Raw genomic sequence first — 16,224 nt, 5'->3', positions numbered from 1 at the left:
GTATGATTTCTTCCCCAAATAGAATAGTAAATAAAGGAAAACTCCTTATTGCGGTACTTTTGTTATCGTTTACAAAGAATGTTGCACAGGAACTTAATGTTCCTGTTGCGACCCAGTACTTGGCTGACAACCCATTTGTTTTATCGCCTACTTATGCAGGTATCGGTGATAATTTCAGGATCAGGGCCAACGGATTTGCACAATGGGTCGGTATTAAAGACTCTCCAAGGAACCAGGCTTTGTACGCTGATTTCAGGATCGCGGACCAATCTGGTGTAGGAGCATCTTTCTATAATGATAAAAACGGATTTACAAGGCAAACAGGAGCTAAACTATCCTTTGCGCACCATATCATTTTAGATTATTATTCCAAACAGTATTTGTCTTTCGGTATCTCTTTCAATATCAATAATTTCAGGATTGATACCGAAAACTTCAATATTGTCGATCCAAGTATAACAAACGACCGGTTTACATCCAACAATAACTTCGATGTGGGTCTTTTGTACCGTAGGAAAGCCTTTTTCTTCAGTGTAAATGCTAGCAACATCCTGAACAAGGACACGAAGAAGTTTTATATGGCGGAACCGAATTTGCTTAGGAACTACCAGATTTTTACCGGTTATACGTACAAAAGCGACCGAGATAGCAGGGTAGAAATCGAACCTTCTGCCTACTTCCAGTATTTTCAGAGTGACGGCCGTTCCAGTACAGATTTGAATGCCAAAATACGATATTATGACAATCAGAGAACCGGATATTTCTGGTTAGGAGCGACTTACAGGTTCTTGAATGACCAGCCTTTGAAACCCCTTACCTTAGGGCCAATGATCGGTATCAAAAAGCAAGGGTTTTATGTAGGGTATTCGTATCAGCTGACACTTAACGAATTGGCCAATTATAACTCAGGGACACACATGATTACCATAGGGCTTGATTTCTTACAGAAAGCCAGTAACTGTCCTTGTACACAAAAAGAAGTAGATTAAAAAAGAATAAAGATATAAGCCGGATGAAAACAGTTTCAGATTTTAATTTCAATACCAAAAAAGCTTTAATCAGGGTTGATTTCAATGTACCGTTAGACGAACAGTTTAATGTAACCGATGCCACTCGTATCGAAGCGGCAAAACCTACCATCGATAAAATCCTTGCCGATGGCGGAAGCGTTATCCTGATGTCGCACCTGGGAAGGCCGAAAGGATTCCAGGACGAATTCTCGCTGCGCCATATTGTAGCTAAATGCTCTGAAGTTTTGGGCGTTCCTGTTCAGTTTGCTGCAGATTGCATTGGAGAGGTTGCCGAGAAAGCAGCTGCAAACCTTCAACCGGGCCAGGTATTGTTATTGGAGAACCTTCGTTTTTATAAAGAAGAGGAAGCTGGTGATGCTGATTTTGCCAAAAAATTAGCCGGATTGGGAGATATTTATGTGAACGATGCCTTCGGTACGGCGCATAGAGCCCATGCTTCAACAACGATTATTGCCCAGTTTTTTGATGGGAACAAATGTTTTGGCACCCTTTTGGCAAAAGAAATCGAAAGCCTGAACAAAGTCTTGAATAATAGTGAAAAACCTGTTACGGCTGTTTTGGGCGGAAGCAAAGTATCTTCAAAAATTACGGTTATCGAAAATATCCTCGATAAAGTGGACCACATGATTATTGGCGGCGGTATGACGTTTACTTTTATAAAGGCACTGGGCGGTACAATTGGCAATTCCATTTGTGAAGACGACAAACTTGAACTGGCCCTTGAGATTTTGCGTGCTGCCAAAGAGAAGAACGTACAGATCCATTTGCCTGTTGATGTGGTAGCAGCCAATGCTTTTTCCAATGACGCGCAAACACAGGTAATTGATGTGGATAAAATACCAGACGGCTGGCAAGGCCTTGATGTGGGGCCAAAATCCCTCGAAACGATACAAAAGGTTATTTTGGAATCCAAAACGATTCTTTGGAATGGCCCGCTAGGTGTTTTTGAGATGTCAAATTTTGCCAACGGAACAATTGAATTAGGAAACTTTATTGCCGAAGCGACCCGTAACGGGGCATTTTCACTTGTTGGCGGAGGCGATAGTGTAGCCGCCGTAAAACAGTTTGGTTTTGAACCGAAAATGAGCTACGTTTCTACTGGTGGCGGGGCAATGCTGGAGATGTTAGAAGGAAGGACCTTACCTGGTATAGCAGCGGTAATAAGTTAAAAATCAAAAAATTAACAATTTTTTTTGTTTTTTTACGTTGTAACCTTTTATGTTTGCAAAAATTTTCAACTAGTTGAATTTTAATAAGTTACAAAATATACAGTATGATAAAAAAGTTTTTTGCCCTAAACCTACTCCTACTTTTACCTACTTTTACTGCCCTTGCACAGGATAGCTTTCAAGCTGAAGCCACTGCAAAACCTACGGTAAAACTATCATTTCTTGATTCGCTTAAAAGCACTTATGTAGCTGACGAAATGACTTCTTGCGTTGACAGCCTTGCTTTAAAGGAACTAACAAACCAGGAAGTTTTTGATGAGCTTTATGCAGACATCAAAAATATTGACCTAGACCAAAAGGTGGATTACGAATTGCCAACCGACCTTTTTAAGGAAAGATTGCGATTACTTGACGAAAAATCACCGTTTAATATTGAGTATAACCCTGGGTTGGAAAACTTGGTGAAAGCCTTTTTGAAGAACCGCAAACACTCCATGGAAAGGCTTATGGGAATTTCCCAATACTATTTCCCGATGTTTGAAGAGGCAATGGCAAAATACAATGTGCCTTTGGAAATCAAATACCTTGCCTTGGTGGAATCTGCCTTAAACCCAAAAGCGGTTTCAAGAGTTGGGGCAACCGGACTATGGCAGTTTATGTACGAAACGGGCAAACAATACAAACTGAATATCAATTCTTACGTAGACGAACGCAGCGATGTGCTCAAAGCATCGGATGCCGCTGCAAGGTACATGATGAATATGTACAAGATCTTCGGTGACTGGGAGCTTGTCCTGGCGTCTTATAATTCCGGTGCCGGAAATGTTGCCAAAGCGATCCGCCGTTCCGGAGGCCAGCAAAATTACTGGAACATCAAAAAGAACCTTCCACGTGAAACACAAGGCTACGTTCCTGCTTTTTATGCTTATATGTATATTTTCGAATACCACAAAGAGCACGGGATTGTTCCTGAAAAAGCCATCGTAAACCATTTCGCTACCGATACGATTGCCATTAAAAAGAAAATGTCGTTCAAACAGATTTCGGATTTATTGAATATTTCCGAGGAGCAACTGGAATTTTTGAATCCTTCCTACAAAATGAAAGTGGTTCCTTATGTGACCAACCAGACACATTTCCTACGCCTGCCAAAAGACAAAGTGGCCATCTTTACTTCAAATGAAGATAAAATGTATGCTTATATCAATTATGAGGAAAGCAGAAGGGAAAAACCGTTTACACCGAAAGCAAAAGCAAGAATCATAAAGGATACTATTTCAGGCAATACTGCGGAAGAAGCCATAGCCGAAGGAAATACGGTTATGAAAAAGGTTTCGAAAACAAAATTCCACACGGTTAGGCGTGGTGATAACTTAAGCGACATCGCCGAAAAATATGACGTTGCCCTTTCCGACATCAAAAAATGGAACAAGTTAAGAGGGAACAATGTGCAGGCAGGGAAGCGATTAAAAATTATGACTTCGGAAAGAATTGCAGTTGTTGAAAAAACCAAAAAACAGCCGGCAACCGAAATCGCAAAAGCGGACAAACCGGAAACAGCGGCTGAAAAAGAAAGCGCACTTACCGAATATACCGTTAAAAGCGGCGACAACCTGATCAAAATTGCGAAAGAGAACAAATTGTATGTTGCAGACCTGAAAAAGTGGAACAACCTGAAAGACAACAATGTTAAATTAGGCGATAAGATCCGATTGACTGCTCCGGAAGAACCGGTTGCCAATGAAGCCGTAGCTTCTACGGAAGATAAAAACCAGACTATTTTCTACAAAGTGAAAAGCGGTGATAACCTGTCGCTGATTGCAGATAAGAATAACGTGAGCATTGCCGACCTGAAAGAATGGAACAACCTTTCCAATTCTAAAGTTAAAGTAGGAGAGAAGCTGAAAATCCAAAAAACGACTGAAACTCCTGTTGCTGAAGTTTCCAAAAAGAAAAGCAAATACCAGGAACAGAAATCATACATTGTTCAAAAAGGAGATTCCTTGTACAGTATTTCACAAATGCACCACACGACCGTTGCCGATATCAAAAAACTGAATGATATCAATGATGAGAATATCAAACCGGGAATGGAATTAAAGATTAAAGGATAAAGAAAGGGAATCATTTGATTCCCTTTTTTGTTACTTTTGTATAAATGATTCAATTATGCCGTTAGAATTCAAAATAAGGCCTTTTACGGAACTTTCAGGACAAGAAGTATATGATATACTAAAATTGCGCAGCGAAGTCTTTATCGTGGAGCAAAACTGCATTTATCAGGATATTGACAGCAAAGACCAAAAAGCATTGCATGTCCTGGCGTATTATGAAAATGAATTGGCAGCCTACTGCCGGTTGTTCGATGCCGGGTACTATTTTGAGGAAGCTTCCATCGGAAGGGTAATCGTAGCGGCCAAATTCCGGGAAAACAAATGGGGCCATGACCTGATGCGGGAAGCGATCAAAGGCATCCTGGAGCATTTCGGCAAGAGCCAAATCACTATTTCGGCACAATTATACCTTAAGAAATTCTACGAAAGCCATGGTTTTGTAGCCACTTCCGAAACCTATCTGGAAGATGACATACCGCACATCCGGATGAAACGCGGCTAAATACTAGTGATCACAAGTTCCACCCGCCGGTCGTATTCGGGTTCTTTCCCCAAAGGCTGGCTGTTCCCATACCCTTTGTAAGTCATGCGCAGCTTGTCTATTTTTTTGGTAACGAAAAATTTATAAACGGCCTGGGCACGATTGGAGGAAAGCTGCCTTTTTTTGGTATCGCGGTCTATGGCTTCTTTTTGATATGGCGGCGTGCAACAAACATGGCCCTGGATTTCAAATTTCAGGTTTTTATACTTCAGAAGGGCTTTAGCCATTTTTTCCAGATCGTTTTTAGCCTTGATATTGATTTTGCTGCTCCCTTTTTCAAAAAGGACATCTGCCAGGAATATCCGGTCCCCGACGATATGCTTTTTCTGGATTTCGTTAAACATGCCCGGAAGCACTATTTTGGGTAAGGGTTTCATGTTGACCACAACATCGACCCTGCGGTTTTTAGAACGGACTTCAGGTAGGTTTTCCAGTATATCGTCGTCTATAAGTACACGGCCCTTGCCTTCAATGGTAACAATAATCTTGCTTTTGATACCGCTTGAAACCAATTTGTTCTTAATGGTATTGGCCCTGTTGTTAGAGAGTTTGAAGTTGTAAGCGTCTTTTCCCCTGTCATCGCAATAACCGAAAATCTGTATTGATTCTACCCTTGTGGAATCCACATTTTTAATAAACGAGACAACAGCATTGCCTTGTTTTTCATCCAGATGGTATTTGTCAAACTCGAAATACACCGAATTGACGACTTCTTCCTGGGCCGAAACTGCTGAGAAAGAGAAAAGTAAGAATAAGATTTTCCAATACTTATTCATTATTTTTTAAGTATTTGGTTGTATTCTGTTGTGTTGGACAATAATTGCGAAGCTTTTTTTATTTCCGAATTGTTTTTGGTGTAAAAAAGGTACAATCCTTCTTTGTATTGAAAGCGTTTGATGATCTCATCCCGCAGTAAATTAAGGATTTCCGTTTTGTTTTTATCCATTTCCAATTCTTCCGCTTTTTGCAAAGAAGCTAATAAGTTGTCATACTGTACTTTTATCGTGGCGTCTATTTTTTCCTTTTTGGCCTGTTGCATGGTTTCTTTAAGGGCCAATTCCGTTTTCGTGTCAAACGAGAAATTCTGAGTTTTTAGAAAATTCTTGAAAGCAGCGAATTCTGCATCGCCCAATACCGGTATCTTATCTCCTAATGACGGGTTTTTGTAATAATAAGCCGTCGCGTAATTGAAGATGGCATCGTTTTTCTCCAAGGCTTCTATAATGCTGGTGGTTTTGGTTTCTTCCAGTTCAATATCCGGCTGGATCCCGCCTCCGTCATACACAGTACGGCCTTTTCTGGTTTTGAAAGCATTGTAATTTTTAGATTCGGTACGGATAGCTTTCCCGTTTGCATCTTTTTTGGAATAATCCAAAGCCTGTATACATCTTCCCGAAGGTGTATAATACCTCGATATGGTCACCTTCAGCTGTGTCCCGTACGAAAGGTCCAACGGGCGCTGCACCAATCCTTTTCCGAAACTCCTGCTGCCGATAATTACCGCACGGTCCAAGTCCTGTAAGGCTCCTGCTACGATCTCACTCGCGGAAGCACTTTTTCCGTCTACTATAATTGCCAATGGAATTTCAGTATCTATAGGATTCCTGGACGTTTTGTAAGTGTTGTTGTGCTTGGCGATATGTGATTTTGTAGTTACGATGGTTTCGTTATTCGGGACAAAAAGGTTGCAGATATTGACCGCTTCTCCTAAAAGCCCGCCGGGATTGCCCCGAAGGTCCAAAATAATCTGTGTGGCACCTTGTTCTTTTAATTTTTCCAAAGCCTGTTTGGTTTCTGTTGACGCTTTGGCATTGAACTGGGACAAAACAATATAACCGGTTTTATCGTCTATTTTCCCGAAATAAGGAACAGCGTTCAATTCGACCTCATCCAAAATAAGCTGTGTCGATTTCAATTCGCCCTGGCGCTTGTATTTAATATCGATTTTAGCATTTTTGCTTCCTTTCAGAAGCTGTGAGGCATCTTCTTTAAAATCAATCAGGTTGACATCGCCAATCTGGATAATTTCATCACCAGCCTTAAGCCCTGCCTTGTCTGCAGGATAATTTTTGTAGGCTTCACGGACAATGAGTTTCCCTTCTTTACGGTTGATCATGGCACCAATTCCAGTGTATTCGCCGGTATTGTTGATCTTGAATTTTGCCACATCCTGTTCGTTAAAATAAACCGTGTAAGGATCCAGGTCCGCGAGCATGCTTTTAATGGATTTGTCCATCAATTCCGCCGGATTGGTTTCGTCTACATAATTCATATTGACGGTTTTGAATAACGTGGTGAAAATTTCGATCTGTTTGGCTATTTCGAAAAAATCTTCCTTAAAACTGACACCTGCAAAGAGGAAGGCACTTGCTAAAAAGGTGAGTATATATTTTTTTTGGATGAAACGTTTCATGATTTCCCTAATTAAGAATGAGTCTCTAAATTACTGCGTATTTTACTAACTCTGTGTTAAATTTTTAATATTCTAATTTTCCTACCTGCCGCATGACACGCAAGGTTTTGCTTTTCCTTCTTTCTACATACGAAGAAGAGTTGGTTGCTTTGTATTTCCTCGGATTGGGCAAAATGGCCGCTATAGAAGCCGCTTCGTATTTGGTCAGGTTTTTGGCGCTTTTATGGAACCAATATTTCGATGCTGCTTCCGCACCGTATACGCCATCTCCCATTTCGATGCTGTTCAGGTAGACTTCCATGATGCGTTCCTTTCCCCAGATCAATTCGATCAGGACGGTAAAATAGGCCTCAAGCCCTTTCCTGACGTAACTTCTTCCCTGCCACAAGAAAACATTTTTGGCGGTTTGTTGCGAAATGGTACTGCCTCCTTTGAGTTTTTTCCCTTTCTGATTGCTGCTGAAGGCTTTTTGCATTGCCCCGAAATCGAAGCCGTTATGTTTGAGGAAATTACCGTCTTCACTGGCTACGACCGCTTTTTGGAGGTTCATCGAAATATCTTCCAGCGGCACCCAGTCATGGCTGCAGACCATGTCTTTCCCATCGGAATTATGCTCAAAAGCCCGAACCGCCATAAGTGGGGTGAAAGGGACCGGGACAAATTTGAACAATACCACAAAAAACAGGGAAAGCCCGAGAAACCAAAGCATGGTTTTGAGGAGGAAACGTTTTACTTTGCTCCCAAAACTGGTATTTTCTTTTTTTGCAGCCGTTTTTGCAGCCGGCTTCGCTTTTGTTGTCTTTTTCGTTGCCATTATACTAAATCCGCTAATTCCTGTCCGATTAAACTTCCTATTGCCACACCCATTCCACCGAGCCTTACGCCGCAATATACATTTTCAGACAATTGTTCTACGATGGGTTTTTTATGGGAACCCAAGCCCATGATACCACTCCACCTGTGGGCGATGGTGTATTCCTGATTTGGTAAGATTACGGTGGAAAGCAATTCTTCCAATTTGTTTTGAATGCGTTGCGTTTGTCCAAATTCAGTGGTGGTTTCCCCTTCAAAATCCAAGTTCCGGCCTCCGCCAAAGAGTATCCTGTCCCCAATATTCCGGAAATAATAATATCCCTTGTCCAAATGGAAAGTACCCTTGATGTCCAGGTTTGGGATCGGTTCGGTAATCAAAACCTGTGCCCTGGCCGGTTTTACAGCATGTTTGGTTAGTTCGCCGGCAAATCCGTTGGTGGCAAAAAGCAGTTTTTGGGTCGTAAAACCATAATCGTTTACGGAAATTTCAACACCGTTAGGACCGTCATGGAATCCGTTTACCGTTTGGTTGTTCAGGATCAGGATATTTTGGGCATGCACTTCTTTTAGCAATGCCTGCATCATGTTCCCGGTATCGATCTGGGCTTCAAAAGGATTGAAAATAGTATACTCCTGGATGTTGCCAAAACCAAAGCGGTCTACATTTTTCTCAAACACCTCTGTTTTGAATAAGGGTTTTAGGATATCATTGATGAAAGGCATTTTTTGCAGGCATTCGTTATACGTGCTTTCGTCTTCTTTCAAAAATAATTCATATCCGCCGTAAGGCTTGAAATCTATGGCCTGGTCGCCCAGGTTTTTGCGCAGCAGCTGCAATCCCTGCCAACGCTTTTGGATAAGCTGTATCACTTCTTCCTCCGAATGGGATTTGAGGTCATCGATAATTTCGGATAAACTTCCAAAACAGGCAAAACCTGCGTTTTTCGTACTGGCACCTTCGGGCAACATGCCTTTTTCGAGTACCAGGATTTTGCTTTGCGGAAAACGTTCGCGTAGGCGCAGGGCTGTGTGAAGGCCAACGATTCCGCTTCCTACAACAGTATAGTCTACATTTGTAAACCAGTTTTTGAGCTCCCAGTAGCTTAAATTCATCTCTTAAAAGTTATTTGAATGGTCGTTCCTTTGTTGATTTCGGAGTGTAAGACTTTGATGCGTCCTTTGTGGTATTCTTCCACGATTCTTTTGGTTAACGAAAGCCCTAGTCCCCAACCCCTTTTTTTGGTAGTGAAACCAGGCTCAAAGATAGTCCTAAATTGGTTTTTGGGAATTCCTTTTCCGTTATCGGTGATGTTTATTTTGGCAATTCTCCCGTCATCTTCAATAGTGATGGCAATTGTCCCTCTTCCGCGCATGGCGTCGATGGCATTTTTAATGAGGTTCTCGACCGCCCAGCCGTGTAGTGTCGGATTGATCAAAATGGGAATGTTGTGTTTGGGCGCTTTGAAGGTAAAAATCACTTGTTTCGAAAAACGGGACTGTAGGTATTCGTAAGCACTTTGTGTTTCGCTAATCAGGTCCCGCAATTCCAGGCTGGGTTCGGAACCTATTTTTGAAAAACGGTCGGTAATGTTTTGCAGTCGGTGGATGTCTTTTTCGATTTCGGTAACAGTGGTTTCATCTACATTGTCGGCTTTCATGATTTCGACCCAGCCGATAAGCGAAGAAAGCGGCGTCCCGATCTGGTGTGCGGTTTCCTTTGCCATCCCTGCCCAAAGTTTGTTTTGGGTACCCATTTTTGTGGATTTGTAATAGTTGTATACCAAAGCCCCGAAGAGGAAAATAACCATGACCAGCGCGATCGGGTAGTATTTCAATTTGCTCAGCAAAGGCGAATTGGCATAATATAGGTACCGGACATTCCCTTTGTCAATTTCAAATTCGATCCTGTTGTTTGATTTTTTGAAGCTCTGCAGCAGGTTTTTAAATTTTGTGGAATCCTTAATGATCTCATCGTCAATGTTATTGCTGCCCAAAACCGCGTCGTTTTTATCGGTCAGGATGATAGGAATGGTGGTATTGTTTGAAATGATCTGGAGCGGAAGGTCCACATCGGCATTATCGCCTGCGGTGTGCAATGATTTTTGAGCGGTAGCCCAAACTTCCATTTTTATTCTTTCCTCGTTTTTGAAAATCTGGAAAAAAATATAGGTATTCCATAAAATCACGACAATGATCAGGAATGAAATTGACATCAGGACCCATCGGGTAACGTTTCTTTTGGTAGAAAATTGCATAGGTTTTCTTGAGTGGATAAATATACTAAAAAGACATCAGATGCTTTTCAATACGAACTCAAAAAAAGAAATTTCCTTACGGAACACTTAAAATGGGCAACATTCCAAAACAAGGCCAGGGAAACTCAAGGCAATTGGAAAGGAAAAGATATCTTTGGCATAAAAACGATCCAAATGAGAAATTATTTTTCTTTCCTGCTGATACTCTCTTCTTTTTTTTCGTATTCGCAGGAAGAAATGAACCACAGCGGCTATTGGAACCAATATGAGAATGTGAAGGCAATGATAGGCGCCAAAAACTGTTACATCCGAAGCGAGGCTTCTGCCGGCAGCACATTGCTCGATTCGCTCCAATTGGGCAAACCCGTAACTATTCTGAACCGGACCGAAAACACCTTGAAGATCAAGGGGATTAATGTTTCCTGGGCCGAAATCCAGTATGAAGATGCCGCTGGGAAAGTAAAATCGGGATTTGTCTGGCAAGGTTTCCTGGCATTGGATTATGTAAAAACCAAGCAGTATGTTTTTTTGACCACAATAGATAAAATTGAAAAAAAGCAAATCGAAGGCTACGAATCCGAATATTGCTCCATCACCGTCAAGGTTTTAGATTCGGGAAATCAATTGCTGGAGCAAAAAACATTTGCCAGGAGCCTCAACGAAAGCCGTTTTTTCCAGAACAAGCTCATCGGAAGCCTCGGTCTGTCCAATCTGGAAGATATTTACCGCATTAGTTTCAGTGGGGAAGCCTGCGGGATTCCAACCTTTTATTTCTATTTCGGATGGACGGGCAAGGAGTTACTCTCTTTACCTGAAAAGGAAGAAGTAGGCGATGCCGGAGTATATTACCATTCGGAGCAGTTTATTTTCCCAAAAGAGAAAAACGGCCAGCCCGGATTGATATTCAAAGAAGTGGAAGAAGCCGAAAACACAGACGAATCCGGCGAAATATTTGACGTAACCACCTGGAAAGAAACCTATGCCTGGGATGGCCGCAAAGCGGTTTTCAAGAAAAAAGGACAGCCTAAAAAATACAGGAAAAAATTAAATTAAAACCTTCAATTCAAAACCATCGGATTTCTTATTTTTGTTCCAAATAAAAAAATCATGTTAAGCATTTCTCCAAAAGACATTACCACACCGCAAATGCAGGCGTATCTGCAGGGAGCTATTGGGCCAAGGCCGATTGCTTTTGCCAGTACTGTAGATGCGAACGGGAAACCGAATTTATCGCCTTTCAGTTTTTTCAATGTGTTTAGCGCCAATCCGCCGATCCTGATTTTTTCGCCGGCAAGGAGAGTCCGCGGGAATACGACCAAGCATACGCTGGAAAACGCGAAAATCACCCGAGAAGTGGTTATTAATGTGGTAAACTACGCTATTGTACAGCAGGCTTCGTTGTCCAGTACGGAATATGCCGAAGGAATCAACGAATTTGTAAAATCGGGCTTAACACCCATCCCTTCGCATATCGTAAAACCATACCGCGTGGCCGAATCACCGGTTCAGTTTGAATGCAAAGTGAACGAAATCATCGAATTAGGACAAGAAGGTGGTGCCGGGAACCTGATCATCTGCGAAGTGGTCAAGATCCATATTGATGAAGCCATCCTGGACGAAACCGGAACAATTGACCAGCACAAGATTGACTTGGTTGCCCGTATGGGCGGAAACTGGTATTCGCGTGCCAACCAAGGGCTGTTTGAAGTGCCGAAACCGCTGACCACGCTTGGCATCGGTGTAGACAGCATACCGGAATTCATCAAAAAAAGCGAAGTGTTCGACGGAAATGACCTGGGCATGTTAGGAAATATCGAAGCATTGCCAAGTGAGGAAGAAATTGCTATATTTGTGCAGGAAAATTTTGCCGTGAAAGGAGTTTTAAGTTCCGATGATGAGCAAAAAGTGCATTTGAAAGCAAAAGAATATTTAAATAATCAAGACGTACTTTCGGCATGGAAAGTATTGTTGGCTAAATAAACAGAAGATGGAAGTTACAGGAAGAATTAAGGTGGTTAACCCTACACAGGACGTTAGTGCATCATTCAAGAAAAGAGAAGTGGTAATCACTACAGATGAGCAATATCCGCAACACATTATGATTGAATTCACCCAGGCAAAAGTAGACGATCTGAACAGCTACCAAGTTGGGGAACAAGTGAAGGTTTCGATCAATTTAAGAGGCCGCGAATGGGTAAATCCGCAAGGGGAAACCAAATATTTCAATTCTATCCAGGGATGGAGAATAGAAAGAGTACAAGCACAGGCTTCAGCACCTTCACCGGCGATGCCTTCTGCTGAAACTTTCGAGCCTGCCACTAATTTTAAAGAAGAAGAACACGACGATTTACCTTTCTAAAAAAGGAAACCGGGAAAAACAAAAGTCAGAAGTAATCGTATTTCTGGCTTTTTTGTTAGGAGTAATTTGTTTTTTCCGATAGATAAATGAAATCAGTATTATTATGCATTTTTTGACCGAAGCGCTAACTTTTCCACCGGTACAGGAATCTTCACCCGAAGGTTTGCTGGCCATTGGCGGCGATTTATCTGTGGAAAGGATTGTATTGGCCTATCAAAACGGCATTTTTCCATGGTTTGAAGATGGCGATCCCATTTTGTGGTGGTCCCCGTTAGAGCGGATGGTGCTGTTCCCGGAAGAGTTTAAAGTCTCCAAAAGCATGCGCAATATCATGAACAGGGGCATTTTTAAGGTAACTTTCAATACGGTTTTCAGGGAAGTCATGCTGCATTGCCAAACGGTTAAGCGCGAAGGGCAGTACGGCACCTGGATTTCAGATGAAATGATTGAGGCCTATTGCCAACTGCACCATATGGGCAAAGCCATGTCGGTGGAAGTTTGGCAGAATAACGAACTGGTTGGCGGCTTGTACGGTGTGGACATGCATCCTGTTTTTTGCGGGGAAAGCATGTTTTCCAGAGTAAGCAATGCGTCAAAGGTTGCTTTTATCGCTTTGGTCAATTACATCCAGGAAAAGGATTATACGCTGCTGGACTGCCAGATTTATAACGATCATCTGCAAAGCCTGGGCTGCCGGGAAATCCCGAGGGAAGTATTTATGTCTTTTCTTAAAAGCTGATGATCAACAAAAACCTACTGCCTTGTCCAGCATTCTTCTATATGGTCATTGATCATCCCGGTGGCCTGCATATGGGCATACACAACGGTAGAACCGACAAATTTGAATCCGCGTTTTTTCAAGTCCTTGCTTAAAGCATCCGAAATAGCTGTGGTCGCCTGGACTTCTTTAAGGCTTTTCGGATTGTTATCAATAGGTTTTCCATCTACAAAACCCCAGATATAGTTGGAAAAAGTGCCGAATTCTTTCTGGACTTCCAAAAAAGCAATCGCATTGGTTACCGCTGCCTTTATTTTTAGGCCATTGCGGATAATGCCTTCGTTTTGCTTCAATTCTTCCATCTTTGCTTCAGAATATTTGGCGATCTTACGGTAATCGAACTGGTCGAAAGCCTTCCGGAAGTTTTCCCTTTTGGCCAAAACAGTATACCAGCTTAATCCGGCCTGGAATGTTTCCAGGGTCAGGAATTCAAAAATCTTTTGGTCTTCATATACCGGGATGCCCCATTCTTCATCATGGTATTTTCGGTACAAATCGTCTTTTTCACACCAGGCACATCTGATTTTCATGTTTGAGAGTATTGTTTGGTATCCAAATTTAAACAAGAAATTTTAAAAATAACCTAGATTAAAATGTAATTTTGTACTTTAATCCGAGTGAGATGAAAACCACTACAACCATCACAAGCAGCTTTTTGTCGAGCATTACATATGCAGAATACAGAAATAAAGTAACGAAATTGCTTTTGCAAGGAAAATCAACCGGGGACGAACAATCCGATGATTTGTTGAATTACAGCAAACTCAATGAAACCAGGATGAACAGGCTGGATAAAACCATCCATGTAGGGAAATCGAACGAACAAGCCTTAAATGCGCTTCATAATGATTATTACTGGCTGGTTTTGGCAGAAGGCTGGTGTGGCGATGCAGCGCAATTACTGCCTATTTTCAATAAAATGGCCAACGCTACCCATAAAATCGAACTTAAAATCCTCTTTCGGGACGAAAACGAAGCCCTGATGAATATGTTCCTGACCAACGGAAGCAGGTCTATCCCGAAACTGATCGTCCTGGAAAAGAAAACCATGCAACTCAAAGGAAGCTGGGGACCTAGGCCAGAAGGTGCTACGAATCTCATCAAAAGCTATAAGCAACAATATGGCGTGGTGGATGAAACGGCTAAAACCGAACTGCAGTTATGGTATTTGCATGACAAGGGATTGAGCACGCAAAAAGAGCTTATTGCCCTGATGCAGCATTTGGAGCAATTGAATCTTCAAACAAAGTAGCCTCAATGGCATCTTTTACATCGTAATCGCCAATTCTTGTCCGGCGTAAAGCGGTTAAGTGTGCTCCGGAATGTAGTGCTAATCCAAAATCATACGCCAGCGAACGGATATAGGTTCCTTTGCTGCACACTACCCTAAAGTCAATTTCCGGAAGCGCAACGCGTGTAATTTCAAATTCGTGAATGGTTGTTTTGCGGGCGGCAATTTCCACTTCTTCTCCGGCACGCGCGTGTTCGTACAAACGTTTTCCGTCTTTTTTGATAGCCGAAAAAACAGGTGGTTTCTGATCGATTTCGCCCAAAAACTGTTCTGTTGTTTTGTAGATGAGTTCCGGAGTGATGTGTTCTGTTGGGAAAAAAGCATCGGCCTCCGTTTCCAGGTCATAAGAAGGAGTAGTAGCCCCAACATGGAAAGTCCCGGTATATTCTTTGGCCTGGCCCTGGATTTCAGAAATGATCTTGGTGAATTTCCCAGTGCATACAATCAGTAAGCCTGTAGCCAGCGGATCTAAGGTCCCGGCATGCCCGATTTTGAATTTCTTGGGAAGGCCAAGTTTGCTTTTCAGCACATATTTCAGTTTGTTCACCGCTTGGAACGAACTCCATTTCAAGGGTTTGTCAATGAGTAAAACTTGTCCGTTTAAATAATCTTCAGGAGTAAGCAAAGTGTTTTATTTTAAGTAAATGAAGTATAACAGCAGGAAGGAACCTACAATGATTCGATACCATCCCCAAGGCCTGAAACCATATTGTTTGATCATTCCGATGAAAAATTTTATGGCAAGTAACGCTACGATAAAGGCGACAACATTCCCAATGAGGAACATTTTGATGTTTCCCTCCGATTTTAGAATCAGTTCATATCCTTTTAATTGGGACGTTTCGTAGGTTTTTAAAAATACCGAATAGCACGTTGCGGCTAACATGGTTGGCACTGCCAGGAAGAAAGAGAATTCTGCTGCTGCCTGTCTTGACAATCCTTGCTGCATCCCGCCGATAATTGATGCTGCGGAACGGCTGGTCCCGGGCATCATGGCCAAACATTGCCAGAAACCGATGGCAACCGCTTTTTTTACAGGAATGTCTTCTTCTTTTACGATTGTCGGGTTTTTAAAATAATTGTCAATAAAAAGCAGTACAATACCGCCAAGGATCAGGACAACTGCAATAGGGATGGGATCGCCCAGTACGGCTTCGATCTTATCGTCAAATAATTTCCCCAAAACAAGCGCAGGAACTACCGCGCAGGCCAATTTGATGAAAAAATTGATTTTGGTAAAGTTGAAAAACTTCCTCCAGTACAACATCACAACCGCCAAAATGGCCCCAAACTGGATGGAAACCTGGAATAATTTGACAAAATCATCGTTTTGTATCCCAAAATAGGAACTGGCGAAAATCATATGCCCGGTAGAAGAAACCGGCAGGTATTCGGTCAATCCTTCAATAATCGCGATGATTATGGCTTGTAGTGTATCCATCTGGATGAGTTAAATCGTG

At 42.0% G+C, this 16,224-nt stretch carries 17 protein-coding genes; 9 read left to right on the top strand and 8 right to left on the bottom strand.

From position 1 onward, the window contains the following. The first annotated feature begins 2 nt into the window (after positions 1-2). From E4635_RS06855 to E4635_RS06840, 4 genes are all read left to right on the top strand, one after another. Complete coding sequence (locus E4635_RS06855; protein WP_135525887.1) at positions 3-989, top strand: PorP/SprF family type IX secretion system membrane protein; 987 nt, start codon at positions 3-5, stop codon at positions 987-989. A gap of 23 nt (positions 990-1,012) precedes the next feature. Beyond that, positions 1,013-2,200 (top strand): phosphoglycerate kinase, encoded by a 1,188-nt coding sequence (locus E4635_RS06850; RefSeq protein ID WP_135525886.1) that lies wholly within the window; start codon positions 1,013-1,015, stop codon positions 2,198-2,200. 104 nt (positions 2,201-2,304) lie between these two features. Then, positions 2,305-4,314: a LysM peptidoglycan-binding domain-containing protein gene (locus E4635_RS06845; RefSeq protein WP_135525885.1), complete on the top strand. Its 2,010-nt coding sequence runs from the start codon at positions 2,305-2,307 to the stop codon at positions 4,312-4,314. A gap of 55 nt (positions 4,315-4,369) precedes the next feature. Further along, a complete protein-coding gene (locus E4635_RS06840) occupies positions 4,370-4,816 on the top strand; it encodes a GNAT family N-acetyltransferase (RefSeq protein WP_135525884.1) in 447 nt (148 codons plus the stop codon). On the opposite strand, the gene E4635_RS06835 is transcribed toward E4635_RS06840, so the two are convergent. From E4635_RS06835 to E4635_RS06815, 5 genes are all read right to left on the bottom strand, one after another. Further along, the gene (locus E4635_RS06835; RefSeq protein ID WP_135525883.1) at positions 4,813-5,631 is read right to left on the bottom strand and encodes an OmpA family protein; all 819 of its coding nucleotides are present in this window, start codon (positions 5,629-5,631) and stop codon (positions 4,813-4,815) included. The two genes, E4635_RS06840 and E4635_RS06835, sit on opposite strands and share 4 nt — an antisense overlap. Next, positions 5,631-7,268: a S41 family peptidase gene (locus E4635_RS06830; RefSeq protein ID WP_135525882.1), complete on the bottom strand. Its 1,638-nt coding sequence runs from the start codon at positions 7,266-7,268 to the stop codon at positions 5,631-5,633. Before E4635_RS06830 ends, E4635_RS06835 begins: the two co-directional genes overlap by 1 nt. Positions 7,269-7,332: 64 nt before the next feature. Further along, positions 7,333-8,082 (bottom strand): monofunctional biosynthetic peptidoglycan transglycosylase, encoded by a 750-nt coding sequence (gene mtgA, locus E4635_RS06825; RefSeq protein WP_135525881.1) that lies wholly within the window; start codon positions 8,080-8,082, stop codon positions 7,333-7,335. Beyond that, positions 8,082-9,194, bottom strand: a complete 1,113-nt coding sequence (locus tag E4635_RS06820) for an NAD(P)/FAD-dependent oxidoreductase (protein ID WP_135525880.1) — start codon at positions 9,192-9,194, stop codon at positions 8,082-8,084. Before E4635_RS06820 ends, mtgA begins: the two co-directional genes overlap by 1 nt. Continuing rightward, positions 9,191-10,336: a sensor histidine kinase gene (locus E4635_RS06815; protein ID WP_135525879.1), complete on the bottom strand. Its 1,146-nt coding sequence runs from the start codon at positions 10,334-10,336 to the stop codon at positions 9,191-9,193. Before E4635_RS06815 ends, E4635_RS06820 begins: the two co-directional genes overlap by 4 nt. Positions 10,337-10,510: 174 nt before the next feature. Between E4635_RS06815 and E4635_RS06810 the strand changes: the two genes are divergently transcribed. The 4 genes from E4635_RS06810 to aat all read left to right on the top strand — a co-directional run bounded on the left by E4635_RS06810 (position 10,511) and on the right by aat (position 13,434). Further along, positions 10,511-11,389 carry an SH3 domain-containing protein gene (locus tag E4635_RS06810; protein ID WP_135525878.1) on the top strand — a complete coding sequence of 293 codons (879 nt, stop codon included), beginning with the start codon at positions 10,511-10,513 and terminating at the stop codon, positions 11,387-11,389. Positions 11,390-11,443: 54 nt separating this feature from the next. Further along, positions 11,444-12,316, top strand: coding sequence for a flavin reductase family protein (locus E4635_RS06805; protein ID WP_135525877.1), 873 nt, complete (start codon positions 11,444-11,446; stop codon positions 12,314-12,316). 7 nt (positions 12,317-12,323) lie between these two features. Further along, positions 12,324-12,695, top strand: coding sequence for a DUF3127 domain-containing protein (locus tag E4635_RS06800; protein ID WP_135525876.1), 372 nt, complete (start codon positions 12,324-12,326; stop codon positions 12,693-12,695). A 103-nt stretch (positions 12,696-12,798) separates the two neighbouring features. Beyond that, complete coding sequence (gene aat, locus E4635_RS06795) at positions 12,799-13,434, top strand: leucyl/phenylalanyl-tRNA--protein transferase (RefSeq protein ID WP_135525875.1); 636 nt, start codon at positions 12,799-12,801, stop codon at positions 13,432-13,434. A gap of 14 nt (positions 13,435-13,448) precedes the next feature. Here the strand turns inward: aat and E4635_RS06790 are convergent, their stop codons facing one another. Next, positions 13,449-14,003 carry a DNA-3-methyladenine glycosylase I gene (locus E4635_RS06790; protein ID WP_135525874.1) on the bottom strand — a complete coding sequence of 185 codons (555 nt, stop codon included), beginning with the start codon at positions 14,001-14,003 and terminating at the stop codon, positions 13,449-13,451. 92 nt (positions 14,004-14,095) lie between these two features. Here E4635_RS06790 and E4635_RS06785 point away from each other — a divergent pair, with 92 nt between their 5' ends. Continuing rightward, positions 14,096-14,725 carry a thioredoxin family protein gene (locus E4635_RS06785; protein WP_135525873.1) on the top strand — a complete coding sequence of 210 codons (630 nt, stop codon included), beginning with the start codon at positions 14,096-14,098 and terminating at the stop codon, positions 14,723-14,725. Here the strand turns inward: E4635_RS06785 and truB are convergent. Together truB and E4635_RS06775 are read right to left on the bottom strand one after the other, a co-directional pair. Beyond that, a complete protein-coding gene (truB, locus tag E4635_RS06780; RefSeq protein WP_135525872.1) occupies positions 14,676-15,389 on the bottom strand; it encodes a tRNA pseudouridine(55) synthase TruB in 714 nt (237 codons plus the stop codon). The two genes, E4635_RS06785 and truB, sit on opposite strands and share 50 nt — an antisense overlap. A gap of 6 nt (positions 15,390-15,395) precedes the next feature. Then, positions 15,396-16,205, bottom strand: a complete 810-nt coding sequence (locus tag E4635_RS06775; protein ID WP_135525871.1) for an undecaprenyl-diphosphate phosphatase — start codon at positions 16,203-16,205, stop codon at positions 15,396-15,398. Positions 16,206-16,224: the final 19 nt, after the last annotated feature.

It is taken from the genome of Flavobacterium humi (assembly GCF_004745595.1).
Lineage (GTDB): Bacteria > Bacteroidota > Bacteroidia > Flavobacteriales > Flavobacteriaceae > Flavobacterium > Flavobacterium humi.
Note: the sequence above shows the minus strand (reverse complement) of the source record. Positions and strands in the feature narration are given on the sequence as shown.

Coding starts and splice junctions, on each gene's coding strand:
- E4635_RS06855 (WP_135525887.1), top strand. CDS start 3: ATGATTTCTTCCCCAAATAGAATAGTAAATAAAGGAAAACTCCTTATT.
- E4635_RS06800 (WP_135525876.1), top strand. CDS start 12,324: ATGGAAGTTACAGGAAGAATTAAGGTGGTTAACCCTACACAGGACGTT.
- E4635_RS06840 (WP_135525884.1), top strand. CDS start 4,370: ATGCCGTTAGAATTCAAAATAAGGCCTTTTACGGAACTTTCAGGACAA.
- E4635_RS06820 (WP_135525880.1), bottom strand. CDS start 9,194: ATGAATTTAAGCTACTGGGAGCTCAAAAACTGGTTTACAAATGTAGAC.
- E4635_RS06850 (WP_135525886.1), top strand. CDS start 1,013: ATGAAAACAGTTTCAGATTTTAATTTCAATACCAAAAAAGCTTTAATC.
- E4635_RS06830 (WP_135525882.1), bottom strand. CDS start 7,268: ATGAAACGTTTCATCCAAAAAAAATATATACTCACCTTTTTAGCAAGT.
- E4635_RS06835 (WP_135525883.1), bottom strand. CDS start 5,631: ATGAATAAGTATTGGAAAATCTTATTCTTACTTTTCTCTTTCTCAGCA.
- E4635_RS06785 (WP_135525873.1), top strand. CDS start 14,096: ATGAAAACCACTACAACCATCACAAGCAGCTTTTTGTCGAGCATTACA.
- E4635_RS06790 (WP_135525874.1), bottom strand. CDS start 14,003: ATGAAAATCAGATGTGCCTGGTGTGAAAAAGACGATTTGTACCGAAAA.
- aat (WP_135525875.1), top strand. CDS start 12,799: ATGCATTTTTTGACCGAAGCGCTAACTTTTCCACCGGTACAGGAATCT.
- mtgA (WP_135525881.1), bottom strand. CDS start 8,082: ATGGCAACGAAAAAGACAACAAAAGCGAAGCCGGCTGCAAAAACGGCT.
- E4635_RS06775 (WP_135525871.1), bottom strand. CDS start 16,205: ATGGATACACTACAAGCCATAATCATCGCGATTATTGAAGGATTGACC.
- E4635_RS06815 (WP_135525879.1), bottom strand. CDS start 10,336: ATGCAATTTTCTACCAAAAGAAACGTTACCCGATGGGTCCTGATGTCA.
- E4635_RS06805 (WP_135525877.1), top strand. CDS start 11,444: ATGTTAAGCATTTCTCCAAAAGACATTACCACACCGCAAATGCAGGCG.
- E4635_RS06845 (WP_135525885.1), top strand. CDS start 2,305: ATGATAAAAAAGTTTTTTGCCCTAAACCTACTCCTACTTTTACCTACT.
- E4635_RS06810 (WP_135525878.1), top strand. CDS start 10,511: ATGAGAAATTATTTTTCTTTCCTGCTGATACTCTCTTCTTTTTTTTCG.